A 23,677-nucleotide genomic window follows, 5' to 3' on the forward strand; every position below is an offset into this window, starting at 1 on the left:
GGCGTTGCGTTCCTGCGAGCGCTCCCTAGAATCGGGTGGACCGACAGGAAGCGTTTGCAGGACAGCCCATGGAAAACGATTCAGGCAAGCCTTCGCCGTCGGCAGGCGAGGTACTCACCGCGATGTCGATGACGTGGTACCGGATGGATATCCGGCGCCGGATGATGCGTCACAAGCAGGCCATCGTGGCGGCGCTGTTGCTGGCGCTACCGACCCTGGCGGCTTTCGTGATGCCCATGGTCGCGCTTTTCGATGCGCCAGGCGGCAAGGCAGCCCTGCTCACGGCGGTGGGACTTGCCCTCGTATCGGCGGGCTGGGCCGCGTTGCAGCGTGATGCGCTTGCGTTTTCACCTGCAATGCCTTTTCTTGCCAGCCTGCCCCTGTCTCGTGGGGCGGTCTTGCGTCGCGATCTTCTTGTCCTGGGTGCAGCATCGGCACCTTTCTATCTGTTTCTCATCGTAGCGTACCTGTTGTCCGGGGCGTTACAGGATGCCTTGTTCAAGGGTGCGCTTCTTGTCGCGTTGATCGCGACGTTCCTGGCCGCTCAACTGGCATGGACGCGGCGGCGTCCCTTGTGGTGCGCCGTTGCGGTCGCGCTGTCCGGGACCGCCGTGGGCATACATCACACTGGCGTCGCTTTATCGGCGCTGGTCGGTGCGCTTTTGGTGCTTCATCTTCTTCCGCAGCAGCGTCCATGGTCCACCGCGGACTATCGACTTGCCCGATACGGCCTGCGACCAGCGGGCTTTGGGTGGATCGGTCTCTACGCGCGCATTCTGCTGAACTATGCGCATGGATCGTACCGTTCGACGTGTGTTCTGGTTGGATCGCTTGCGCTGGTGACGGCGTTTTTCTTGTGGCGCAGCAACGGTGACGGCATCTGGCAAATCGGACTGCTTGGTGGTTTCTGCGTGGTCGCGACGAGCGTGTTCGGCATGGGGTATTCCCATATCCGCAAATCACGTGATGCCTACGCCGTGGCCCTCTCGGCACTGCCCGTCCACGCTGCACGACAGGCTCTTGCAATCGTCGTCGCCGTGGAATGGCCAGCCGTCACCCTCTCGTGTGCGCTCGGCGTGTTCGCCTGGCCCCGGGTATGGATGATCGTGGCGATCGCCCCGCTGGCAGGTGCACTGTCGGCGATGCAGTACCTGCTTCACCTGAAGAGTCCGGGGGATGCCGTGGCAGTGTCTCTTGGGGCCGGTATCCTCGTTGTGTGGGGCATCGTGGAGATAGCCGGAAGAATGGGTTTGGCATGAACGAATCACTTCGGATCGACCGACTCGGTATCGCCTTCCGTGGCAAGGTCGTCTTCGACGGGCTCAGCCATGTCTTTCCTGTTGGCTGCCATCTGATCCAGGGGGCCAACGGCACGGGAAAGTCGAGCCTGCTTGGCGCCATGGCAGGGCATGTGCCTTATACGGGACGTATCGCGATAGATGGTCATGACCTGGCCCACGACGGTGAGAAAGCACGCCGTTCATTGGCCTACGTGCCCGACGAGCCCACGTTCTATCCGTTTGTGACCGGCCGGGCTTTCGTGGATTTCGTGCTGCGAACGCATCGGCGTTCGGTGATATCCGAGAAACGCTGCTTCGATGACATGGTAGGGCGGCTGGGCTTGCGCGAGCATCTCGATACGCGGTTTGGCGAGGCTTCGCTCGGTACACGCAGGAAATTCTTCCTGCTGGCTGCCTTTCTCCTGTCGCCAGGGGTGATCCTGCTGGACGAGCCCTTCAACGGCCTCGACGCGGCGGCGGCCGAAGAGGTGCTTGGATGGCTGCACGACGCGGCGCAAATGCAGACGATCCTCCTGACCTGCCATCAGCTGCCTTCGCAGGCAGTACTCGAAGCCTCGCGGTGGATTCTGGGCCAGATACCGCATACCACGCTTGCCGTTTCATGACGGGACGAGGGTAAATCGGCAAGTAATGCGCCAGGTGTTTGGAGTAAGCTCGCCCTGCGAACTCACTGGATGGCGGAGGGTGCGTGAACGAGTCCGACCGGCTGGCGCAGCTGCACGCCATGCGCGTGCTGGATACGCCCCAGGAAGAGGCCTTCGACGCCATCGTGTCGGCGGCCGCGGCGCTTGCCGAAACCCCTATTTCACTTCTGACCCTGCTGGACGAGACCCGGCAGTGGTTCAAGGCCAATGTCGGCCTGGAAGGCGTCAGCGAAACACCGCGCGCCTATGCGTTCTGCGAGGCGGTCGTGTCCACGGGTACGCCGCTCGAAGTCCCCGATGCGCTGGCCGACCGTCGTTTCTCGGACAATCCGCTGGTGCGCGGCACGCCGCATATTCGCTCTTACGCAGGCTTTCCCGTGGTGGGCCTGGAGGGTGCCACGCTGGGTGCGCTGTGCGTCATCGACCGGCATCCCCACGAGTTGGCGCCCGACCAGCGGTCGGCCCTGTCGCATCTGGCAAGGGCTGCTTCCGTGATGCTGCGGCAGCGCCTCACGATGCTCCAGTCGCAGGATGCCCATCGCGCGGATGCGGAAGAAGCCAGGCGCCTGGCCAGCGTGGCAACCCAGCTGGGCGAAGAGTTGCGCGAGAGCCAGCAGTTCCTGCAACGCACGGGTCGTATCGCGGGCGTGGGCGGCTGGGAACTGGACCTTTGCAGGCAGCGCATCCGCTGGTCGGACCAGGTGCGGCGCATTCACGATGTGCCCGAGGGCTATGAGCCTACGCTGGACGAAGCGTTGTCGTTCTACGAGCCGGAGGGCAGGGCGCAGATCCTTGCCGCGGTGGATCGTGCGGTCAACGAAGGCATTCCCTATGACCTCGAAGTACCTTTCCGCAGCGCGACCGGCAAGCGCATATGGGTGCGCACGGTGGGCGAAGTGGAGATGGAAAACGGCGAGCCCGCGCGACTGGCCGGCGCCTTCCAGGATGTGAGCGAGCGGCATCGTGCGGTCGAGGCGCTGGAATCCAGCGAGCGGCGTTTCCGCCAGCTTTTCCAGTATTCACTCGGGCTGATCTGCACGCACGACCTGGATGGCTTTCTTCTCGCGGTGAATCCTGCGGCGGCCACCTCGCTGGGCTTCGAGTTGTCGACCATCCTCGGACGCAATCTCGGCGAATTCATGCCGACCCGGCGCAGGGCCGAGCTGCCTATCTATCTCAAGCGAGTGAGGGAAGAGCGCATCGCCGTAGGCGTGCTCGAACTGGTGGGCGCGGATGGACAGCTGCGTTACTGGCGCTACCAGAACATCCTGAGCGAAGACGCCGACGGTCCCTACGTGCTGGGGCATGCCCAGGATGTGACGGAGCAGCATCGCTACCAGCGCATGTTGCTGGACTGGTCCACGCGCGATCCGCTGACCCAGGCTCAGAACCGGCGCTATCTGGCGACACTGGAACGCAAGGCGGCCGAGAGCGTCGGCTGGGGCTGTGTCGTGGTTGACCTTGACCACTTCAAGCAGGTCAACGACACGCAGGGTCACCAGCGTGGCGATGAGATCCTCGTGTCGGTGACACGCTACCTGGAGCGCTGCTGCCATCCTGAAGACGTGGTGGTGCGCATGGGCGGTGACGAATTTCTCGTGGTCATCCACGATCCGACGAGGGTGCGGGGTGTCGCCGCACGAATCACTGCCGGACAACAGGATGCAGGTATCGGGCTGAGCGTTGGCAGTGCCATTGCGCAGCCGGGCGACGCGGTGGATACCGTCATCGCCCGGGCCGATGAAGCGCTGTATACCGAACGGACCATCCGGCGGCGGCCACGCGGCTGAGCAACCCTACAGCGCACCCTGTCCGCGATCTTCAACGAGCTTGAGCAAGGGCGCGGTGCGCTGCATGTTTTCCGGCTGCATGCGCTCCCACAGGCTGCCCTTGCCGAGCTGACGGCCTTGTTCGTCCTGCCTGCGCAACCATTGCTCCACGGTTTTGATGCGGCCGGGATGAATCTCGTCGAGCAAGGCGTAGTCGCGGGTGATGACCTGGTGCTTCCACAGGTTCCAGAACCCGGTGAAGTTGTCGCGGAAACTCATGGTGCTCTTGTCAGTGGGATCGGCGTTATAGCCGGCAGGTCGCCCGGCGGAAGCCTTTAGAGGGCCGTTCCAGTAGGTTTCCATGTCCGTATCGATGTAGCGTGCAGGATGCCCGGTGACCTTCTCGAACGCGGCCGCCAGCTGTGCGTAACCCACCTGTTCGATGGCCACTTCAAGGTTCATGCCGTTGGCGCGTTCGGGATGATCGAAAAGCCAGCGCGCGTAATGACCGCAGTCTTCCAGAGCCACGTGCGGAACGGCGCCCTCGCCCAAAGGCACCCGCCAGGTCAGCACGCCGTCTTCCAGCGCGGGGCTCATCGGCGTCATGGGCCAGATGGCCATTTCCATGTAGGGTCCCGTGGTGAACACCGCCGCGCCCATGCGATCGCGGTTCACCTGGTTCTGGAACAGAATCCATTCCCCGATACGGCCCTTGCCGTCGTAGTGGCCCGTGCGGAAGCAGGAGTCGTAACCCGCCTTTTTCAGGCCATAGTCGAGGTTGCCGTACACGAAGAAGCGAACCCCTTCTTCGAGCGCGATTTCATAACTGCGGATGGCCCAGTACATCTCGTTCTTCTCGCCGGCATTGAAACCGTCGATGTTCACGAAGGCCACGTCGCAATGGCGAAAGCCCTCGCGCAGCACCGCTTCGTCCGCGAACGTACCCTTGAGGATCGACACGTTGCCCAGTGCCAGTAGTTCTTTCGCGCGTCTCGAATCGGGATCGCGACTCAGGGCGCGCACCGTGTAGCGGCCGTCAGCGACGAGGGCACGGATCACGGGCAGGCCCTGGGCACCGGTGCCACCGATGACGAAAACCCGAGAGGGGGAGAGGGTGGACATGGTGCGGCTCCGTCATTACTCCAATAATAAGAGTTACGATAATCCTGGCTGGAGCAGGTGTGCAAGTGCCCGTGCGTGCTCGATATGGCGATACGAGCGCGTCACTCCTATCATGGGAGTCATAAGTACCGGCCACCGCCGGCCATCTGGCAGGAGAGACGATGCGATCCAAGGGTTTCGAAGGCATGGTCTGCCCCATCGCAGGTGTCATGGCGGCCATCGGCGACCGCTGGGGTCTGCTGATCCTGCGCGACCTGGTCTTCGGGCTGAGCCGCTACGACGACTTCCGCCGCTCGTCCGGCGTGACCAACACCACGTTGAGCGATCGCCTGAAACAGCTGGAGGCCGCCGGCCTGATCGGGCGCCGCCCCTACCAGACGGCGCCCGAGCGTTTCGAATACTTCCTGACGGAACGGGGCCGGAAGATTGCCCCCCTCATGCCGGTGCTGGCGCAGCTCGGCGATGCGCTGGGCGTCTCCGGTGCCCCGGCATCGCCGCTTCAGTTCGTGAACCGGCAGAGCGGCGTCCCGGTGACCTGGGGCTTCGTGGACGCCGACACCGGGAAGGCACTGGATGCGGCGGAGATCGCCATGCAGGAAGGCCCGGGCGCCGACGAGCTCATGCGCTGGAGGCTGTCGCGCAAAGCAGAAGCCAGCAAATAGGGCCGCCAGGCCCGGGGCTTGGATTTACAGGTGATCGCTACGATCTAGCATGGATTCCGACGAATCCAGGTACCCACGCCATGCCCCGCAAGCTCAAGATCGACTTCGTCTCCGACATCGCCTGCCCCTGGTGCGCCATCGGCCTGGGTGGTCTCGAAGAGGCCCTGACACGTCTCCAGGACGTGGTGGAACCCGAGATCGCGTTTCATCCGTTCGAGCTGAATCCGGATATGGCGGCCGGTGGCGAGAACACGCTGGAGCATATCGTGCGCAAGTACGGCATCTCCGCCGACGAGGCGCGGAACAATCGCGAACGCATCAAGGCGCGTGCGGCGGATGTCGGCTTCACCATGAACACCTCCGACGACAGTCGCATCTACAACACGTTCGACGGACATCGCCTGCTCGCATGGGCGAAGGTCGAAGGCCGGCAGCATGAACTCAAGCGCCAGTTGCTCGCGTTGAACTTCACCGAGCAGGCCGATCCGGGCGACCGTGATCGTCTGGTCGCTGCCGCCGAGAAGGCCGGGCTCGATCCCGTGGCGGCGCGCGATGTGCTCGATAGCGGCCGTTACGCCGACGATGTGCGCAAGGAAGAACTGCACTGGCGGCAGATGGGCATCAACAGCGTGCCGGCCGTGGTCGTCAATGATCGTTACCTGATTTCCGGTGGCCAACCGCCCGAGGAATTCGAGCGGCAGCTGCGCCATATCGCCCAGCAGGACTGAACCCGCTCAGGTCGCGTCGGCTTGCTTCGCCGGCGCGACACGGGAGCGGCGCAGGCTTCCCCGCGCGAACCAGACCACGACCAGCGGCATCAGCGCGAGAGGCAGGTTGCTCGGACCCGGTGCCCATATGGCCAGCACGAAGGCGAGCGCCGCCATGCAGGGCAGCGCGAGCGTCCTTCGCCGCATCATGGCGACGTCGTTCTCATCGGCTTCTTCGCGCAGATAGGGCGCGCGCAGGGCACTGCGGAACAGGCGGTATTGCAGCAGGCCGGCGACGAACAGGTTCAGCGCATAGAACATTTCCGGGATGCGCTCGTTCGAGTGCGTGCTCATGAGTGCCGACGAGAACGGCATGAATGCTACGGACATGAGCAGGGCGAGGTTGCGCCATACCAGCGACGGATGGAATCCGCGCAGCATGCCGAACACACGGTGATGCGCAGCCCAGAGTGCCCCCACCACGATGAAGCTCAGCACGAAGCCGAAAAAATGCGGCAGCAGTTCGACCAGCGCATGCAGCCATGCGGCATCGTCGCGGCCTTCCGGCTGCGGCACGTGAATCTCGATGACCAGCAGCGTGATGGCAATGGCGAACACGGCGTCCGAGAAGAACGTCAGGCGTTCCAGTTGCTGTTCCTGCACTTGCGACATGATCGGCTCCCCCACCGTGGTGTCGAAACGCGATGATCGCCCATGGCTTCCCGTTCAGGCAACGGGTCCGGTGCCGGGGTGCGCCTGGTGAACGGCTCGGCGGCGACCGATACCTGATCCGTGAAACCGGTCACGTTGCGTGGCTGATGTGATGCATACGGCACAGACGCGTGGATAGGCATGGGGGATTCTCGGGGTGCTCCACGCATCCGCTCCGGCCGGGCCGATGGCCTGTCGCCAGGGCGGTCACCGTCATCCATCAGGAAGATCATGCATATGACCCAACGGGCAGTTCGTCCGGCGCTTCTCGCCGTTTCCATGTTCCTTGCCATCGGTGCAGACGCCCATGCGTCCACGCGCGATGTCGACAGTGTGATGCCGCGGATCGGCATCACGCGCCAGGCCGATGTCACCACGGCTTCGGCGCGCAGCGCCACGTCCGATTTCCGCCAGTTCCGCTCGGTGCAGCAGACGCGGAGTTTCGATGCCGTGAAGCGCGACAATCCGTCGATCAAGGCATCACGGGCGGAATTCGCCCGCATGCAGGCGTACCTGGCCAATACGTATGAAGGCCTCACGGTCACCAGTACCTTCACGGGCGGCGACCAGGTGTTCGACTGCATTCCGGTGGGCCAGCAGCCGTCGTTGCGTGATGGCAGCCATCTGATCGCCCCGCCCGCCGGTGCGAAGACCAGCAATGGCAGTACGTCGTCGCGCCGCTGTGCGGCTGGCAACGTGCCGTTCCGTCGCGTGGATATCGACCAGATCGCCGCGCATGCGACGCTGGAAGACTTCCTGGCCAAACCGCAGGCCACGGCGTCGAACACGCACTACTACTCGCATGTGGCACAGATCACGCCGACCAATATCTACGGCGGCGGTGCCGGCCTGAACCTGTGGAAGCCTGCCGCCGACAACCGCACGATGTCGCTGATCCAGATCTGGGTGACCGGCCAGGGCAGCAGCGGCGTGCAGACGGCCGAAGGTGGCTGGCAGGTGCAGCCGGGTGCGTGGGGCACCACGTCGCCGACGGTGTTCGAATACTGGACGGCTGACGGCTACCAGTCGACCGGCTGCTACAACCTGGGCTGCTCGGGCTTCGTGCAGTACGCGAACGATTTCTCGCTGGGCACGGCCATTCCCTCGGACCGCTACAGCGTGGCGAACGGCACGCAAACCATCATGACGGTACAGTGGCAGCGTGTGGACAGCGACCAGGTCTGGTGGCTGGTGGTCGATGGCGAGTACGTGGGTTACCTCCCGGCATCGCTCTACGGCCAGGGCAACATGGGCGTGAACAATGGCCTGCGTCGCATGGACGCCGGTGGCGAGATCGCCCGTGACGGCCTGCCTTCGGCGGCCATGGGCAGCGGCCAGTTCGCGGAAACCGGTTATCGCCACGCCGCCTTCGTCACCAACGAGTATTCCCTCGACAGTGGCTGGAACCAGCATCCGGTGAATCTCGCCGCGCGGGATACCTGGCTCAATGCCACGCCCAGCTGCTACACGCTGTCGCTCATCGGCGTGACCCCGGGCCAGCTCGGCCAGTCGCTGCCGGCCGGCGTGTCCACCACCCCGACGCTCCAGCCGGGCATGTCGGGCACCAGCTTCTACCTGGGTGGTCCGGGCACGGCCAACGCACAGTGCAAGGCCGCCTATCCGGGCTGATTCACGCTCTGCGGACGAAAAGCCCGGGCGGCGCCATGCCGCCCGGGCTTTCTGAACGGATGGAACGACCCACGCTCAAGCACCCGGCGGGGGTGTCGATAATGTGATCTACATCACACTTTTGGGGTGGCAATGATCGGGCGTTGGTTCTCAGGTCGCCGTGCGACCGAAGCAGTAGTGCCGGTGGACATCGAAGCCATGGAGCAGGCGCTGGAGCGGGCCTCGGACACGGCGCGGCTGGAGGCGATCGATCGTGCGCAGGCCATCATCGAGTTCGAACTGGATGGGACGATCCTCGCGGCCAACCAGAACTTCCTCGATGCCATGGGCTATGCCGCGAACCAGGTGATCGGTGCGCATCACCGCATGTTCGTCGAGCGCGCGGAGGCATCCTCGGCCGCCTATGCGGACTTCTGGAAGCGGCTACAGGCCGGTGAATTGCAGGGCGGGCTCTTTCGCCGCGTCGGCGCAGGGGGCAAGGAGGTCTGGATACAGGCCACCTACAACCCGGTGCTCGATCGTGACGGCACGCCGCTGAAGGTGATCAAGTACGCCACCGATATCACGGCGCAGACACTGGCCGCGCGCGTGCTCCAGGCCGAAGTGGGGGCCCTGGCCGATGCGGTCTCCGGGAATTGCCGCGAAGCCCAGCAGGGCGAGCGGCTGGCCATCGAGGCGCGAAGCAAGGCGGCCGATGGACGCAACGCAGCGATGGACGCCATGCGCACCATGGAAGGCATCCGCCAGGATACCCAGTCCATGGGCGGCATCCTGGAAACGATCGATGCGATTGCCTTTCAGACCAACCTGCTTGCGCTCAATGCGGCCATCGAGGCTGCGAGGGCAGGGGAAGCGGGGCGTGGCTTTGCCGTTGTCGCGGCGGAAGTCCGGCAACTCGCCGCCCGCAGCGCAGCCGCCTCACGCGAGATACGGACGCTCATCCAGGAAGCCCAGTCCACGGTGGACGAGGGCGTGGCGAAGGTGAACCACGCCGCCTCCGTGATGGGCGTGCTGGACGAATCTGTCGGCGAACTCGGCGAGGTCGCACGACAGGTTTCCGTCACGGCACGCGCCCAGGCTTCGGGCATCGACCGCGTGCACGCGGCGGCCGCCGAACTGGACAGGGTCTACGACCGCCGTTGAATGATCAGGGGCCGTCGTTCGCGCGAATCGTTGCTTCGTTGATCTCGCGCACCCTGGCCTCGTCCACTTTTTCGACCTTGCGGTCGTAGGTATAGAGCCCGTTGTGTTCACCCTCGACGTCGGTGATCTGCGTATACACGCTGCCGGACATGCCTTTGCCCGGCCCCTTGTCGCGTAGCACGGCGGTGTTGGCTACGTAACCGGCGTTCAGTGCTTCGGCGTCCTTCACGTCGCCATAGGGATTGATCGCCGTGTTCGGCCATACGTGACCGGGAACGCCCAGGGTAAGGCCGCCATGCTCGCCGTCCATGGAGGCGCGGGTGGCATCCGGGGTGGGCAGGCCGGGGCCCTGGTAATCGTGCACGTCGTACACGTCGCCGGCCTTCGGGTCACCCTTGGTATCGCAGCAGTTCAGGCCGCTGCGGGCATCGACGATGCGTGACGGATCCAGTTGCTTGATCTGCGCCGACAGTTCGGCGGCTGCCGGAATGCTCCACTGGCCCCAGCCTTCGTTGAACGGAATCCAGCCGATGATCGAGGTATGGCCCTTGAGCTGCCCGACGATGGATGTGACATCGGCACGGAAGCCGGACTTGTCGGCAGCGCTCAGCGCGTCGTTGCGTCCGGTAGGCAGTGATGGCATGTCCTGCCACACCATCATGCCGATGCGATCGGCCCAGTAGTACCAGCGGGCGGGCTCCACCTTGATGTGCTTGCGGATGGTGTTGAAGCCGAGGTCCCTGGTCTTCTGGATATCGAACTTCAGTGCCGCGTCGGTGGGCGCGGTGTAGATGCCGTCGGGCCAGTAGCCCTGGTCGAGCGTGGCCAGCAGGAACGTCGGCTTGCCGTTCAGTACGATGCGGTTCTTGCCACCCACCTTGGCAATGGCGATGGTACGAAGGCCCGCATAGCTGGTCACTTCGTCCTGCTTGCCGCCCTGTGTGAGCGTGGCCTTGAACGTATACAGGAACGGGTCTTGCGGGCTCCACGTATGAGGATGCGCAACAGGCAGGCGCAGGGGCTTGCCGGCGGGGCCGCTGGCTTCGCCCACCTGTTTGCCGTCTGCATAGGCGGTGACCTTCAACATCGCTCCTGCGCCGGTACCGTCGATCTTCGTGGTGACCGTGAAGGCGTCGAGGCTCTTAACCGCCGTGAAATCCAGTTGCGCGAGGCTTGCAGCAGGCACGGGTTCCAGCCAGACGGATTGCCAGATGCCGGAGGCCGCGGTGTAGAAGATTCCCTCGGGTTTCAGTCGCTGCTTGCCGACCATCACGTTGGCGCTGTCCACCGGTGCATGCACGGCGACGACGATTTCCTGGGGGCCTTGCGCATGCAGTGCCTGGGTGATGTCGGCACTGAACGAGGTGTAGCCACCCGTGTGCTTCGCCACCTGCGTGCCGTTGACGTAGACCGTGGCGTCCTGTGCCACGGCGCCGAAGTTCAGGCGCACATGCTGACCGTTGGTGGTGAAGTCGGCAGGGATATCCACCATGCGGCGATAGAACATGTCATCGGCATGTTTCTGCACGCCCGACAGCGCCGATTCGATGGGATAGGGCACGAGCACCTGGTCTTTCAGATCCTGGTTGAAGGGCGGCGCGCCCTTGCCATCGGCGGCTGAGTACTGCCACACGCCGTTGAGGCTCATCCAGCGGGGTTGTTCCAGCGAAGGCCGGGCCAGCTGCGGGCGCGGGTACTCGGGCAGGGCGTTCTTCGGCGATACCTCAGCCGTCCACGGCGTGGCCAGCGGTGCGACCTTGCCGTTCCATACGGTGGCGGTGTCGGGTGCCGCCATCGCCAACGGCGCCACTCCCATCGCGAGCGCCATGCCGATCCAGGCGCTCAGGCCATTGCGTTTGATCTTGCCGGTCATCTGTTTTCCTCGTCGGTTCACTGTGCGGCCGTCGACATGGACGGCGGCGCATCGTGTGGATCGGTGCCCCAGGTCTTGCTGGGTTCGGGGCCCATCGTGAGCACCAGCGTGGCACCCCTGGCGATATCGGCGTGGCTGAACCAGGGCCTGGTCCAGGGCTTGCCGTTGAGCGTGGCGGACTGGATGTACATGTTCCGCTCGGAATTGTTCTGCGCGACGATCTCCAGCACCTTGCCGTTGCCCAGGCGCAGGCGCACGCGGTCGAAGATGGGGCTGCCGATGATGTATTCCGGCCTCGACGGATCGACCGGGTAGAAGCCCATCGCGCTCAGCACATACCAGGACGACGTGGAGCCCTGGTCGTCCATGCCCGGGTAGGCATAACCGTTGGCGTCGCTGCCGTACATGTCGTTGAGGATGCGCCGGGTGAGTGCGGCTGTCTTCCATGGCTGGCCACTCCACGCGTAGAGGTAGGCGGCCTGCTGGTCGGGCTGGTTGCCTTGCACATACTGGCCGATCAGGCCCGTGCAATCGCGGCATATACCCCTGGCGGTATAAGGCGTGGAGAAGAACGCATCCAGCTTGGCATTGAAGGCATCGCGGCCACCGAGCAGGGTCATGAGTCCCTGCACGTCATGCGGCACCAGCCACAGGGTGGACCAGCCGGAGCCTTCCTTCATCATGAAGTTGTAGTACGGCTCGCCCGGATCGAAGGGTGATATCCACTTGCCATCCTCCGTGCGGCCACGGAAGAAGCCCACCGAGGGATCAAAGACGTTGCGATAGTTTGCAGCGCGATGCAGGAACATCTGCGCATCGTCTTTCTTGCCCAGCCGGAGGGCCATGTCGGCCAGCGCATGATCGTCCCAGGCGTATTCTAGCGTGGTTGCCACGCCAGCCTTGCCACCTGCATAGGGTGGACTGGGGTTACCCGGCGGCACGATGTCCGAGATCCAGCCCTGTTTCATGTACTCGGCGAGGTAACCGCGCGGCCCGTTGGGATCGGTGGCGTTCTTGCGCAGGGATTCGTACGCGGCGGCATAGTCGAACGCAATGCCGCGCTGCCAGGCGCCGTCGTAGAGGAACACGGCGTGGTCGCCATGGAACGACGTATTCATGTAGCCACGCTCACGGGCGCGGTCCAGCTCTGATTGCATGATGTCCTGCACTACGGCCGGCTGCATCAGCATCAGCAGTGCAATCTGGTTGCGGCCGGTGTCCCAGAACGGCACCGGGCCGTAATGGTCGTAGCGGGCGACCTGGTCGTTGCCGCTGGAGTCCGTATAGTGCTCGCCCTTGCGTGCGATCATGCGCGGGCTGGCGAAAGAGTGGTAAAGCGTAGAGTAGAACAGCATGCGCTGCTTCGGTGTGCCGCCGGTTACCTCGACACGATCGAACAACTGGGCCCACTTCGCGCGCGCCTTCTCGTGCACGCGGTCGAAATCCGTATCACTGTCCTGGGCCTTCAGCCGTTGCTCGGCCTCTGCGGCGCTGTGGCCGTGGGCGATGCGTACCGTCACCTGGTCGCCGTTTTTCGTGTCGAAGGTGAGATAGGCGCCGGCATAATCGCCGGAGACACTGCGGCGATCGGCCTGCACGTCTTCCCGGCCGAGTCCTTCGCCCTTGTGGATGATCTCGGCATGGAAGGTACCGAAGTGCGCAAAAGGCCGGGAGAACTCAGCGACGAAGAACGGGCCATCCGCGTCGTGGTCGCGACGCCCTGCCGTGGCGACGCCGCGCACGGTGTGATCGTCCACCACTTCCACCTCGCCGCCGTCGCGGCGCAGGTTGATGATGACGTTGGAACGATGGCTTTCCGGGAAGGTAAAGCGCATCAGGCTGGTCCACTGCGTCGCCGTCAGCTCGACCCGGGTGCGGAAACTGGAAAGGTCTACCGCGTAATAGCCGGGCGATGCCTTCTCGCTCGCCTTGTCATAGGTTGATGTGGCGTAGTCGGGCGGCACGGTCCAGTCGCCCACCACCGGCATGACCATGGGGGCGCCACGTGCGCCGTAGGTAGAACCGCCTCCCGTGAAGCCCACCATCGTGGGACGACGGTAGTCGTAGGCCACCGGTACGCCCGTGGCAAAACCGAGGTCGACGTTGATATTGACCGGCGCGGCTTCGGTGGCGCTCTGCGGAAGGCTGGCACCTGGCGTCGTCATGCCGGTGTACAGCGGCTCGCCGGGCGGGGGAGAGTTACCGATGAGATCCTGCCGGTCGAGGGCCGAGGTGCCCACCAGCGGGTTGGCGAGGTCGAGCGTCGATGGATGGCCGGCGGCCGGCGGCGGTGCTGCGAGGCTGTCGAGGGCGAAGGTCGCCAGTGCCACGGCGAGAAGAGATCGTGCAGAAGAGGGGATCATGCGCGCTTCCAGGGAGCGGAAGGATTGCGGGGCCGGGCGTTGTCGCCCGGCCCCGCTCGTGTTTACTACTTGTCAGCACCACCGAACTTGTACGTCACGCCTACGTAGTACTGGCGGCCCGGATACATCAGCTGGACCAGCCGGGCCCGGGTGTCGCTGCCCAGGTAGGTATGCGGCGTGGACTTGGTCAGGTTGATGATCGAGGCGGTGACCATGAAGTGCTTGTTGAACTCGTAGTCGCCGTTCACGTCGATCTGGTGATAAGGCTGGGCGTAGATGGGCAGGCCCGAAGTGAGACCCTGCATCGTGCGACCCGTCCAGTTGTCGCTGGCACGCAGCAGCAGGCCGTTCTTTTCATAGAACAGCGAGACGTTCGCGGCGTACTTCGCGCTGCCGATCAGCTCCGACTTGCCGACCTGCGTGTCGCCCAGCGAGACGGGAGTTTCGTTCGTCTTGTTGAGCGTGTAATTGGCGATGTAGCCAAAGCCCGAGTCCCAGGTGTGCTGGGTGTAGAACTCGATGCCCTTCGACGTACCGGAGCGGCCGTTGGCGTTGGTGCTGTACTGCATGAAGTTCTGCGTGCTGCCACCGACGTTAACGTCGATGTTGTTCACCGTGACCGGCACGACGAAGTTCTTCACCTTCTTCTGGAACAGGTCGATACCAATCACCGACTGCGGGGCGTAGTACCACTCGCCGGCCAGGTCGAACTGCGTGGCGGTGAACGGCTTCAGGGCGGCGTTGGCTCCGCTGCCGTACCAGCCAGGCTGCGGCGAACCGAACTGCTTGCGGTCGTTGTAGTAGGCCTGGGTGTAGTTGGTGAGGCTGCCGAGCTGCGCCAGGTCGGTGTAGTTGGCACGGGCCATGGCTTGCGAGCCGGCGGCGCGCAGCACGAAGCTGTCGGCAATGGTCCAGGCGATGTTGAAGCTGGGCAGCAGCTTGTTGTAGCGCTTCTTCGTGGTGGCGTTGGTGAAATTCTCGACCACCGCCACTTCGCGCGGAAGGTACTGGAAATCGCCCGGTGCGCAGGCGCCGCCGCCGGCGTTCACGCCGCTGGCCGGGCAGATCAGGATATTGCCCGCCGGGTCGTGGTAGTACACCGCGTTGTTGGTGGTGATGTCGTTGGCGACGGTGAGGTCCTGCTTCGTGGTGACGAAGCGCAGGCCCACGTTGCCGCGGATGGTGCCCGTATCGAAGTTGGCCTGCACGTAGGCCGCGGCAATCTTCTCGCCGATGGACGACTTGTTCTGTGGCTTGTTGTAGATCACCCGGTCATACGTGGAGTTCAGGTGATTGTAGTAAGCCGGGAAGTTGATGCCCGGGAAGATGCTGTTGTCGTAGACCTCGTTGCTGCCGTTGAGGCTGTTGGCCAGCAGGAAGCCTGCGGGCAGCTGGCCGGCGTTCGGATCGCAGGTCTGGAACTGCAGGGTGGTGCCCTTGCAGTACCAGCGCATTTCATTGCTCTGCTGCTCGGCATGTGCGTCGGTGTATTTCCCACCGAACTGGATCGACTGCAGCCAGGTGGAATCGAAGGCCCACGTGAAATCCGCCTGGGCGAAGTTCTGCGAGGTGCTGGTGTTGACCATGTTCGAACCGGTGGAGCCCAGGTCGACCTGGCCTGCGCCTGCAAGCATGTTGCGCAGCACGTCCGGCGAGGCGTTGATACCCGGGTTGTCCAGCGTCCACGAGGCGCCGTTGCTGCCGTCCACCCACTGGCCGTTGACGAAGTTGCGCGGCTTGGCGGCCATGCTCAGCTGCACCGACGGGCCGCCCTTGGCCCAGGTGCGGCCGACGTTGAACGAGCCGCTGAGGCTGCCGCCGTTATCCCATTCGCCTTCGAGGTTGAGGGTCTGAGAGGTGGCCTTCTCGACCGAGTAGTTGCCATTGAGCCAGGGGATTTCCGTGGAGCACACGTCCACTGCCTGGCGCGCCTTGCCGGTCGACGGATTGACCGAGGCATTGCAGCCCACGCCGCTGGGCGGAAGCTGGTAGTTGGCGCCGGTGACGATCGTGTGCGAGGGATCGAAGCTCAGGCCGTTGGGGGCAAGCAGGCGACCCTGCTGATCGGCATAGTTGCTGTTGCCCGGCAGGCCCCACTCGGGCACTTCCAGCGTGTTGGTGATCTGGGTCTGCTGGCGCTCGAAACGGAAGTAGTTACCGGTCAGCAGGAAGTGGTCGCTAGGCTTGAACTGCATCGTTGCCTGCGCGCCCTTGGTCTTCAGGTCGAGCTGGTTCTGGCTGGTGGAAAACTGCTGCGGCATCCAGAAGCCGTTGTACTTCCGGCCGGCCTGGTCAACCACGCCGTTGCCCCACTGGTCGATATTGGATGCAACGGAGGGATCGAAGGTGCCGCCATGCACGTTCGTCGGCGGCTGGGTACAGTTGGTATTGCTCGCACAGTTGTCGGACCACCAGTGCCAGCTCGAAGCATCGGCCTGGTAGGTGGTGGTGCTGCGCTTCTGGTACGAACCGGCGACGAGCACGCCGAAGGTCTCATCCTTGTTCTTCCATGACCACAGCCCCGATACCTGCGGCTGGGTCTTGCTGCTGGTGTCCGACGACGCGGCGGTACCGGTCACGAAGCCTTCGTTCACGCCCATTTCCAGGGGGCGGCGGGTGCGCAGGTCGACGTTGCCGCCGATGCCGCCTTCGTCCAGGCGCGCTTCAAGGCTCTTGTAGAGCTTGATGTCCGAGAACATGTTGGCGGGGAACAGCGTGTAGTTGAACGAACGGGTCAGGCCCGCCGAGGTATCGGCCGAGGCGACGTAGTTGCCGTTCAACTGGGTAAGAGTCAGTTCGGGGGCCAGGCCACGGATGCTCACCGTCTTGCCTTCACCGGACTCGCGGCTGATGACCACGCCAGGCACGTGAGCGAGCGCGTCGGCGATGTTCTTGGCGGGGAACTGGGCGATGTTCTGCGCGTTGATCACCTCGACGATGGAGTTGGCTTCGCGCTTGTCTTCCATGTTCTGGTTGATCGACTGGCGATAGCTGGTGACCACGACCGAATCGAGGTCGGTGGTGCCGGTGGCATCGCCGTTCTTGTCGGCCTTCTTGCTCTTGTCGTTCTTCTTCGGCTTCGCGGTGTCCGTGGCCTGGTCCGGTGCGGCCGGGCTTGCGGTCGTGGAGGCGGGCGTGGCCGTTTGCGCCATGGCGTCGGCAGGCAGGCCAAGGTAACCGGCAAAGGACAGCGTCGCGGAAGCGAGGGCCGTGTACAGCGGTTTGCGCATGAGCATATGTGGCTTGTTATTCATTTTGTTTTTATTCCCCTCAATGGTGTGCATTCGTATGGAGTGCGGCGTGGTGAGCCCCCGCTCGATCACTCGCCGCAGATGCGCGATCTCTGGCTACACGCGTCCTCCTTTCCCCTTGGATTGGATCGATCCAAAATTTGGATGGCCGAAAGCGTCCAGGCTGATCGGCGGTGGTTGCTTCAATTCCCCTGGTGCAGAAGGCGAAGGCCTATGGCAAGGAGCCCCGAAGCAGGGGATGGCGTCGTCGCGATCGTCGGCCGGGCAGGCCGGACGAGCGGGGCGACAGCAGAGTGTCCGCAGGCTTGCGGAGCCGGGAAGCAGGACGAAGGGAATTACTGGCCACGACAATAATCCGCATTACCGCAGCGGTGAATGCGGTACGCGGCTCGGCCATCCTGAAAAGGCGGGCATATCTTGTTGTCATCAAACGGCTTCCCATTCCCCTCGCTACGGCAGGCGGGAGCAGCGGAGACATTCGTGCAGCAATCGATGCCTGCACCCCCATGCCTTGCCACCCCCGGTCCCGGTCAGGCAGCGCCGGATGCTCCGGTCCTGCCTGGCATTGGATCGATCTAATTTCCCCTGGTGGCGAATTAAGACGCCGAAACGGCAGGCTGTCACGCTGCGCCGCAAAAAGAATGCGTGGCAAGGGTGGAAAAGAGGCCATACCCCTGTAGGAGCGCGCCTCGCGCGCGACCGTTTGATACGTCTCGTCGACGACCGTAGAGGCCTCGCTACCGAAGGTGTGGGACCCGATCGCATCGGCGATGTTGCGCTCCGTAGGAACCCAGCCCCTGTGGTGTCTCGCTCCGTAGGGCGGGCTAGCCTATTGGCCTCGCATCGGCGCTCATACGTGGCGGAGCAGAGGCGACGGGGGCGGCCCTTGGCGCTCCGGCCTGCGGTGTCCCTCGGGAAAGGAGGAGCCGCTGCGCGGCTCAGTGTCTTATGGCTTGCGCCCCTTCGGGCACGGGGAGCGGGCGGGGTTTTTCGACTCGGCTCCTGCCTCGGCGAAAAAGGCCGGCCTTCCTGGCCGGCCCCGCTACGCGGCCTTATCCGCCCACTCCCCTCACCTCCATCAAGTCGCGCCAAGGGCCGCCCCCGCCGCCTCTCCCAACGTAACCGCGGCGTGTTGTAGGAGCGCGCCTGCGCGCGACCGGATGAATCGAAACGATGATGATGTTCGCGACAATCGGTCGCGCGCCGGCGCGCTCCTACAAGGCATTCACACCACGACCCCGTATCCCTGTAGGAGCGCGCCTTGCGCGCGACCGGTGGAGCGGGAGGATGGGTTGCGACGTTTGCGGGCCTAGCGCTGAAGGATGGTGGATTGCTGCTGTATGTCCGAAGCCTGTTGCTGTGCTGGTTGTTGCTGGCCTTTCTGCATCTCTGCGTGCTCGTTCGCCCGGATATTGGCTACTGCTTCTTCGCTGGACTGGCTCAAGGGTGTCTGTATCGCCTTCATGACGTCGACATCGGCGTACTGCTTGAAGGGTGACTTCAGATCACCTTGGACTGCATATGCCCGGCTGGCATCATCCGACAGGATGACGTGGTCGATGCGCTGGAATCCTGCGGCCGTGGCCGCTGTGACCAGACTTCCCGAAAGCATCTGACTATGCGGTCCTGTCTCCCGATGATGGTTTTTATCGAGTTGCGCCACGCATTGAAATGCCTGGTCATACATCCCTTTGGCAGGGTGACCGGTGTCCATCATGCTTGGTACCTTTTGCCTGGCTACCGCCTCGGTTATAGCGCCAAGCGTTGCCCTGCCGGCAATGCCATCCTCCTGGAGCCCATGGTCATGCTGAAAAGTTTTTACTGCGTGATAGGTATTGGCACCGAAATCCTTGTCGGCCTGTAGCTGGTGACCGTTTGAATCCTTGTATCCAAGGGCGGTGAGAGATGCCTGGAGGGCGCCTACGGCATCGCCCCGGTCACCCCTGCGAAGTACGCCATCATGGTCGCCGTTATGGAGTTGCGATGACCTCCCTTCGGCGAGGTCGATTCCCCTTTCACGCTGCGGCCATTTCCCAGCTTGACCAGCTTTTCAGCATAGTTCGAGTCGGTGGCGTAGCCGGCGTTTGCTATAGACTGGGCTTCTTTTTCAGGGTTGACGTTCACTTCGGGCTTGTATAGGCCCGATTTTCATATCGATGATTCTCCGCAAGGAATTTGGCGCGATCGGCCATCGATTCTGCATAGGAGTCGTACACCCGGAACTTCTCCTTTGACATATAGACCTTGCCGGTTTTCTTATCTTCTTCCGGGACGGTAAATTCGGCTGACTTTCCCTTCCAGTTGGCATCGGCCTTGATGTTGTAAAGATTGTTCGTTCCGGGACGGATCTTCTGCCCCCAGCCGGTTTCAAGAGCTGTCTGGGCAAGGATTATTTCCACAGATGATCCTGTTTCATCGGAAATTTTCTTTGCACCTGGATAAATGTTTGCAATGAATTGCTCTTGAGGTGTCGGCATTATCGCTGTCCTTGTCGATCAGGGTACGGGGCTCGCGCTGAAAGCCCTTCTGTCGTTCGGATTATTGAGGTTGAAGTATTTTCCCGTCACCACGATTTTTCCATTATCGCGGCGAAAATTTTCAGGGCCAGCTTCAACCCAGGTGGACGGCGTGCGTCCTGCTTCTTTGGCAATAACCTTCTCGGCCGACTCAATTCGACCGGTAGCCCTGTCCAGCGTCACGACATCGACGAAGGTTTGCGATAGTGCCTGTGCCTGCGAGGTGTCTGACTGGATCAGTGCGTAAATTTTCCCTGCGTCAGATAAGCAATGAGTTGCGCGATTCTGGTAGCGATTTGGACGTAGTGGAACGCTAGTCACCCAATGAACGGCATGGGACGTCGTGTTTTCCAGATAAACGTATGCCCGTCCGTTCATGGCATCTTCGTCGGTCACATCTCCAACGACACATTGCTGGCCCTCGCCAGCATCTGTTTTTGCGTATTGTTCAAAGCCAGAGGGGATTTTCGCGGCACTGGCGACGAGCGGTGCTCCCAAGAGAAACACGAATGCGACAAGCGGGAGAGCTTTATGGCGTGCATTGCGCATGAGGTTTCGCAAGAGAGTACCTGCTTCGGCCATGACTTATTCCTTAAGATCGCGGGAAAGCTTGTTGTGTTTCGTCTGGGTTGCTGGTTATAGCTGGATGGAATGAGCTTGAAAAGATTAGATGTTTCAGGTCGTGATGTCGCTGGGCCTTTGCCTCTGATCTTCGCCAGATAGGTCTGGAGTGTCGGCAGGCGCTTGGTTCGCCTGGAGGCTCATGCCGTCATCGGGTAAATCCGACCCGTTAAGGAAATGCCGTTCTGCGGCATGGTGGCGTCTGGGCATCGTTGATGCCATGGTGCTCTCACTCCGACTCCGTATCCCTGTAGGAGCGCGCCTCGCGCGCGACCGGATGAATCGAAACGATGATGATGTTCGCGACAATCGGTCGCGCGCAGGCGCGCTCCTACAAGGCATTCACACCCCGACCCCGTATCCCTGTAGGAGCGCGCCTTGCGCGCGACCGGTGGAACGGGAGCGATGATGGGTTGCGCCATGAATGGTCGCGCGCAGGCGCGCTGCTACAGGGGGTAGAACCTGATCGTTGCGATCAGGCCTTCTTCAGGAAACAGACCTTGAGCACGAGACCCTTGATCTTGTCCGAGTTGCCTTCGATATGTTCGGCATCGCCATCGACAAGGCGGATGTTGCGGATCACCGTACCCTGCTTGAGGGGAATGGACGATCCCTTGACCTTGAGATCCTTGATGACGACGACCGTGTCGCCACTGGCAAGGACATTGCCGTTGACGTCGCGAACGACGGTATCGGGATCGTCGGATGCAGCGGCAACCTGGGGCCATTCGTGGGCGCAATCCGGGCAGATGAAATGCTCGCCGTCCGGATAGGTGTTTTCCATGCCGCAGACGGGGCAGGGAGGGATGTCATGGGTAGTCATGCCCGATTTTACCACGCGTGCTTTCAGACGCCGCGAGGCGTCAGTGTCGCAGCAGGTTGTCCGCAGATGGGTTTTCCCGTGGCAACGCAGGTCTTCTGCCAGTGATTCCAGTCATCCGGCCGAATACCCGCACCAAGGGCGACCCTGTGCAGGTCTTCCCACGATGTGATCACTGGCGCTGTGAGCAGGGCGCGCATGAAGGCCCTCATTTTCTTCTCGCCTACTTGTTGCTCCAGCGATAGCAGAAGGAACGGGCCATAGCTGTAGCGATAGGATTCGGAGATGTCGCCGCTTTGGGTCACCTTGTCCAGCGGGATAAATGCTTCCTTCTGCTTACCGGCCTGCTCGGCCCAATGGGCCACGCGTTTGTCGGCTGCCGCTTTGCCACGGATGGCCCGAAGCGCTTTCATGGAGAGGAACTCGGCGTTGGATTCCAGGAGAAACCAGGCATACGGCCCTTGTGGCCGCACCAGCGTGCCGAAGTAGTAGTGCCCGAGCTCGTGTGCAAGATAGCTGATTTCCTGATCGGCTTTATCGCCGCCCGCCAGTAGCGTCGTGCCGATCTTCCCGACACTGCCACTGAAGGCAATCGTCGGCCAGGTGGCAAATCCCCAGCCGGAGCCGGTCCGGTCCCGTCGCGCCTGGTCGATGGTGATCATGCGCAGGAATACCGGGCGATCCATCATGGCCTTGCCCATATAGTCCTGGTAGTACGACTGGACCTTCCCGACCAGTCCGGACATGGCCTCCGATGAAGTGGCATCGACGGATTCGTTGAGGATGGTGACGTTGGCGGTTTTCGTGATGGGCCCCGTGCCCCCGAAAATCATGGGCGGCCGTGCGGTATCGCTATGGAACGTGGCCTCGGTCCCTTCCACCGGAGCATCGCCATTGGCATAGATGAAACGACAGTCATCGCAGGTGACATCAAGGTGGTAAGCCATGTCACCAGCGCGCACCCTGGCTTTCGGATCGTAGGGCAACGGCAGCCACGCCGACTGCTCGCTGAAGCGGAAACTGTCCCCATTGAAGGCCATGATGCCCTTGAAGTCGCCGGGAGCATCGTGTGCCGCGTAGATGGGAAGGGCGCCTACGTACTGCACGCACAGCATGGGTGGTGCATCGGTGACGGTGTAGATCCGTGCCTCGCCGTCGATGTCCGAACCATAGGAGCCATCGAATGAAACGGCATTGCCCTGGCCATCGGTCACCTTCGCCACATTGAGCCCTGTATTCAGCACGAAAGCGCTGGAGAGTGCTTCGGGTCGATGCGTCATGCAGATGTCTCCCTTCACCACGCCCGTATGCAGGTTGGTGCGAAGGCTTCCGGACGCCATCAGGTCGGCAAGCGTATCCGGCGTACTGGTCGCCCCCGCCTTGGCCACGGAGACCCCGCCAGGCTGATTGTCGAGAATGGCGTTGATGGCGTCGGCCATGGCATAGACGTCATTGCGATTCTGGCTGGTCAGCAGAATGAGGGTGCGACCCTTGGTGGGATCGGCCATCAGAAGCGCCTCGAAGTTGTAGTTGCTCCCGTCATGAACGTGGCGGATGAGGTGGTCGCCATCCATTTCGCCGTGACCAAAACCTGTCTGCCACCTGGGATTGCCGGTCGTCAGGATCCGGCGCGTGCTGTCCGGTGTAATCAGGCAAAACCTTGTGACGCAGTTCGACCAGTGAAAAAGGTCGTCGACGGTGACCGCCGGCCAGCCGGAAAGACGGACCTTCAACGGGTCTTCCTTGAAATCTGCAGTGAATCCCCGGGCTATCCGGGGAATGCCATCGACGGGGTCGATGAATGCGTCTGTGATTCCTGCCTTGGGGAAAACACGGGTTCTCAGAAAGGCAGAGTAATTCATCCCACTGACGTTCTCGATGATGCGTCGACGCAGGAAGGTATTGTTATTGTTGTACGCGTATTGGGTTCCCGGTGGGAAGTCGAGTTGCTTCAATGCCCGGAGATTCCTGAGGGCATCGGCATCATTGTTAACCGTATTCTTGTCGATGCCCGGCAGGCCGCTGGTGTAGTGGAGAAGATCATTGAGCGTGACGGCCCTGGACCATGGCGGCAGGTCGGGGATGAACCTGGAAACCGGATCGGAAGGCGAGAGTCGCCCATCTTCGGCCAGCATCATGATGCCCGTGGCGTCGAACTCCTTGCCAATCGAGCCGATGTCAAACCGGTGGGATATCGACAGCGATACGTTTCGGCTTGCATCCGCATAGCCATAGGCTTTGCGAAGGATGACCTCGTCATGGTCCGCAATGAGCACGGCGCCGTTGAGCTGACCGGCCTCGTAGGCGTGATTGAGGTACGCATCGAGCGCCGCCACTCGCGGCCCGGTGGCCATGGCATGGCCGGAGAGTGTGTTGAAGCCCAGGGCTGCGATGGCCCCCCAATACCGCATCCCATTCACGACATGCCCCCATGTGTTCGGCGAGATCGGTTCGATGGTGGCGGGCGGGCATTGGTTTAATGGCCTGATGGCTTTCCCGGCGTGGCACCCAGCCAGGTCGATAGGTAGGGCTTGACTCTAGAGTT

18 protein-coding genes and 1 pseudogene are annotated in these 23,677 nt (G+C 62.6%); 7 read left to right on the forward strand and 12 right to left on the reverse strand.

Annotation, left to right across the window (positions count from 1 at the left end):
• The first annotated feature begins 143 nt into the window (after positions 1-143).
• From KR767_RS14015 to KR767_RS14025, 3 genes are all read left to right on the forward strand, one after another.
• Positions 144-1,259 (forward strand): hypothetical protein, encoded by a 1,116-nt coding sequence (locus KR767_RS14015; RefSeq protein WP_250876714.1) that lies wholly within the window; start codon positions 144-146, stop codon positions 1,257-1,259.
• Entirely contained in the window at positions 1,256-1,906 is a 651-nt protein-coding gene (locus KR767_RS14020; protein ID WP_166949336.1) for an ATP-binding cassette domain-containing protein, read from the forward strand. Before KR767_RS14015 ends, KR767_RS14020 begins: the two co-directional genes overlap by 4 nt.
• An 83-nt stretch (positions 1,907-1,989) precedes the next feature.
• Entirely contained in the window at positions 1,990-3,735 is a 1,746-nt protein-coding gene (locus tag KR767_RS14025; RefSeq protein ID WP_425602678.1) for a sensor domain-containing diguanylate cyclase, read from the forward strand.
• 6 nt (positions 3,736-3,741) lie between these two features.
• Here KR767_RS14025 and KR767_RS14030 read toward each other — a convergent pair whose 3' ends face one another.
• Positions 3,742-4,836: an NmrA family NAD(P)-binding protein gene (locus KR767_RS14030; RefSeq protein ID WP_250876715.1), complete on the reverse strand. Its 1,095-nt coding sequence runs from the start codon at positions 4,834-4,836 to the stop codon at positions 3,742-3,744.
• 161 nt (positions 4,837-4,997) lie between these two features.
• Between KR767_RS14030 and KR767_RS14035 the strand changes: the two genes are divergently transcribed.
• Entirely contained in the window at positions 4,998-5,498 is a 501-nt protein-coding gene (locus KR767_RS14035) for a winged helix-turn-helix transcriptional regulator (RefSeq protein ID WP_250876716.1), read from the forward strand.
• A gap of 80 nt (positions 5,499-5,578) precedes the next feature.
• On the forward strand, positions 5,579-6,226 hold the full coding sequence (locus KR767_RS14040; RefSeq protein WP_166949340.1) for a DsbA family oxidoreductase: 648 nt from the start codon (positions 5,579-5,581) through the stop codon (positions 6,224-6,226).
• Positions 6,227-6,232: 6 nt separating this feature from the next.
• Here the strand turns inward: KR767_RS14040 and KR767_RS14045 are convergent, their stop codons facing one another.
• Positions 6,233-6,877 (reverse strand): TMEM175 family protein, encoded by a 645-nt coding sequence (locus KR767_RS14045; protein WP_250876717.1) that lies wholly within the window; start codon positions 6,875-6,877, stop codon positions 6,233-6,235.
• A gap of 270 nt (positions 6,878-7,147) precedes the next feature.
• Here KR767_RS14045 and KR767_RS14050 point away from each other — a divergent pair, with 270 nt between their 5' ends.
• Positions 7,148-8,545 (forward strand): neprosin family prolyl endopeptidase, encoded by a 1,398-nt coding sequence (locus tag KR767_RS14050; RefSeq protein ID WP_250876718.1) that lies wholly within the window; start codon positions 7,148-7,150, stop codon positions 8,543-8,545.
• A gap of 132 nt (positions 8,546-8,677) precedes the next feature.
• A complete protein-coding gene (locus tag KR767_RS21345; RefSeq protein ID WP_284732846.1) occupies positions 8,678-9,688 on the forward strand; it encodes a methyl-accepting chemotaxis protein in 1,011 nt (336 codons plus the stop codon).
• 4 nt (positions 9,689-9,692) lie between these two features.
• Here KR767_RS21345 and KR767_RS14065 read toward each other — a convergent pair whose 3' ends face one another.
• From KR767_RS14065 to KR767_RS14105, 10 genes and pseudogenes are all read right to left on the reverse strand, one after another.
• Complete coding sequence (locus KR767_RS14065) at positions 9,693-11,561, reverse strand: glycoside hydrolase family 2 protein (protein ID WP_250876719.1); 1,869 nt, start codon at positions 11,559-11,561, stop codon at positions 9,693-9,695.
• A 17-nt stretch (positions 11,562-11,578) separates the two neighbouring features.
• Positions 11,579-13,924 carry a GH92 family glycosyl hydrolase gene (locus KR767_RS14070; RefSeq protein ID WP_250876720.1) on the reverse strand — a complete coding sequence of 782 codons (2,346 nt, stop codon included), beginning with the start codon at positions 13,922-13,924 and terminating at the stop codon, positions 11,579-11,581.
• 65 nt (positions 13,925-13,989) lie between these two features.
• Positions 13,990-17,178: a TonB-dependent receptor gene (locus KR767_RS14075; RefSeq protein ID WP_250876721.1), complete on the reverse strand. Its 3,189-nt coding sequence runs from the start codon at positions 17,176-17,178 to the stop codon at positions 13,990-13,992.
• A 1,306-nt stretch (positions 17,179-18,484) separates the two neighbouring features.
• Positions 18,485-18,892, reverse strand: coding sequence for an XVIPCD domain-containing protein (locus tag KR767_RS14080; RefSeq protein WP_250876722.1), 408 nt, complete (start codon positions 18,890-18,892; stop codon positions 18,485-18,487).
• A 93-nt stretch (positions 18,893-18,985) separates the two neighbouring features.
• Positions 18,986-19,183 (reverse strand): annotated as a pseudogene (locus KR767_RS21445) (peptidoglycan-binding domain-containing protein); the annotation flags it as partial.
• On the reverse strand, positions 19,096-19,299 hold the full coding sequence (locus tag KR767_RS14085; RefSeq protein ID WP_250876723.1) for a hypothetical protein: 204 nt from the start codon (positions 19,297-19,299) through the stop codon (positions 19,096-19,098). The pseudogene KR767_RS21445 and the gene KR767_RS14085, both read right to left, overlap by 88 nt.
• Positions 19,296-19,652 carry a glycoside hydrolase family 73 protein gene (locus KR767_RS14090; protein WP_250876724.1) on the reverse strand — a complete coding sequence of 119 codons (357 nt, stop codon included), beginning with the start codon at positions 19,650-19,652 and terminating at the stop codon, positions 19,296-19,298. Before KR767_RS14090 ends, KR767_RS14085 begins: the two co-directional genes overlap by 4 nt.
• 18 nt (positions 19,653-19,670) lie before the next feature.
• A complete protein-coding gene (locus KR767_RS14095; RefSeq protein ID WP_250876725.1) occupies positions 19,671-20,273 on the reverse strand; it encodes a hypothetical protein in 603 nt (200 codons plus the stop codon).
• A gap of 514 nt (positions 20,274-20,787) precedes the next feature.
• A complete protein-coding gene (locus KR767_RS14100) occupies positions 20,788-21,135 on the reverse strand; it encodes a zinc ribbon domain-containing protein YjdM (protein WP_166949352.1) in 348 nt (115 codons plus the stop codon).
• Between the two features lie 23 nt (positions 21,136-21,158).
• Positions 21,159-23,543 (reverse strand): serine hydrolase, encoded by a 2,385-nt coding sequence (locus KR767_RS14105; protein ID WP_250879163.1) that lies wholly within the window; start codon positions 23,541-23,543, stop codon positions 21,159-21,161.
• Between the last annotated feature and the right edge of the window lie 134 nt (positions 23,544-23,677).

Source organism: Luteibacter anthropi, assembly GCF_023699965.1.
Lineage (GTDB): Bacteria > Pseudomonadota > Gammaproteobacteria > Xanthomonadales > Rhodanobacteraceae > Luteibacter > Luteibacter anthropi.

What these genes read in the sequence shown, in the direction of transcription:
- KR767_RS14075 (WP_250876721.1), bottom strand. Translation starts at nt 17,178, where the DNA reads ATGAATAACAAGCCACATATGCTCATGCGCAAACCGCTGTACACGGCC.
- KR767_RS14080 (WP_250876722.1), bottom strand. Translation starts at nt 18,892, where the DNA reads ATGATGGACACCGGTCACCCTGCCAAAGGGATGTATGACCAGGCATTT.
- KR767_RS14020 (WP_166949336.1), top strand. Translation starts at nt 1,256, where the DNA reads ATGAACGAATCACTTCGGATCGACCGACTCGGTATCGCCTTCCGTGGC.
- KR767_RS14035 (WP_250876716.1), top strand. Translation starts at nt 4,998, where the DNA reads ATGCGATCCAAGGGTTTCGAAGGCATGGTCTGCCCCATCGCAGGTGTC.
- KR767_RS14040 (WP_166949340.1), top strand. Translation starts at nt 5,579, where the DNA reads ATGCCCCGCAAGCTCAAGATCGACTTCGTCTCCGACATCGCCTGCCCC.
- KR767_RS14095 (WP_250876725.1), bottom strand. Translation starts at nt 20,273, where the DNA reads ATGGCCGAAGCAGGTACTCTCTTGCGAAACCTCATGCGCAATGCACGC.
- KR767_RS14015 (WP_250876714.1), top strand. Translation starts at nt 144, where the DNA reads ATGGATATCCGGCGCCGGATGATGCGTCACAAGCAGGCCATCGTGGCG.
- KR767_RS21345 (WP_284732846.1), top strand. Translation starts at nt 8,678, where the DNA reads ATGATCGGGCGTTGGTTCTCAGGTCGCCGTGCGACCGAAGCAGTAGTG.
- KR767_RS14045 (WP_250876717.1), bottom strand. Translation starts at nt 6,877, where the DNA reads ATGTCGCAAGTGCAGGAACAGCAACTGGAACGCCTGACGTTCTTCTCG.
- KR767_RS14070 (WP_250876720.1), bottom strand. Translation starts at nt 13,924, where the DNA reads ATGATCCCCTCTTCTGCACGATCTCTTCTCGCCGTGGCACTGGCGACC.
- KR767_RS14050 (WP_250876718.1), top strand. Translation starts at nt 7,148, where the DNA reads ATGCATATGACCCAACGGGCAGTTCGTCCGGCGCTTCTCGCCGTTTCC.
- KR767_RS14090 (WP_250876724.1), bottom strand. Translation starts at nt 19,652, where the DNA reads ATGCCGACACCTCAAGAGCAATTCATTGCAAACATTTATCCAGGTGCA.
- KR767_RS14105 (WP_250879163.1), bottom strand. Translation starts at nt 23,543, where the DNA reads ATGCGGTATTGGGGGGCCATCGCAGCCCTGGGCTTCAACACACTCTCC.
- KR767_RS14030 (WP_250876715.1), bottom strand. Translation starts at nt 4,836, where the DNA reads ATGTCCACCCTCTCCCCCTCTCGGGTTTTCGTCATCGGTGGCACCGGT.
- KR767_RS14065 (WP_250876719.1), bottom strand. Translation starts at nt 11,561, where the DNA reads ATGACCGGCAAGATCAAACGCAATGGCCTGAGCGCCTGGATCGGCATG.
- KR767_RS14100 (WP_166949352.1), bottom strand. Translation starts at nt 21,135, where the DNA reads ATGACTACCCATGACATCCCTCCCTGCCCCGTCTGCGGCATGGAAAAC.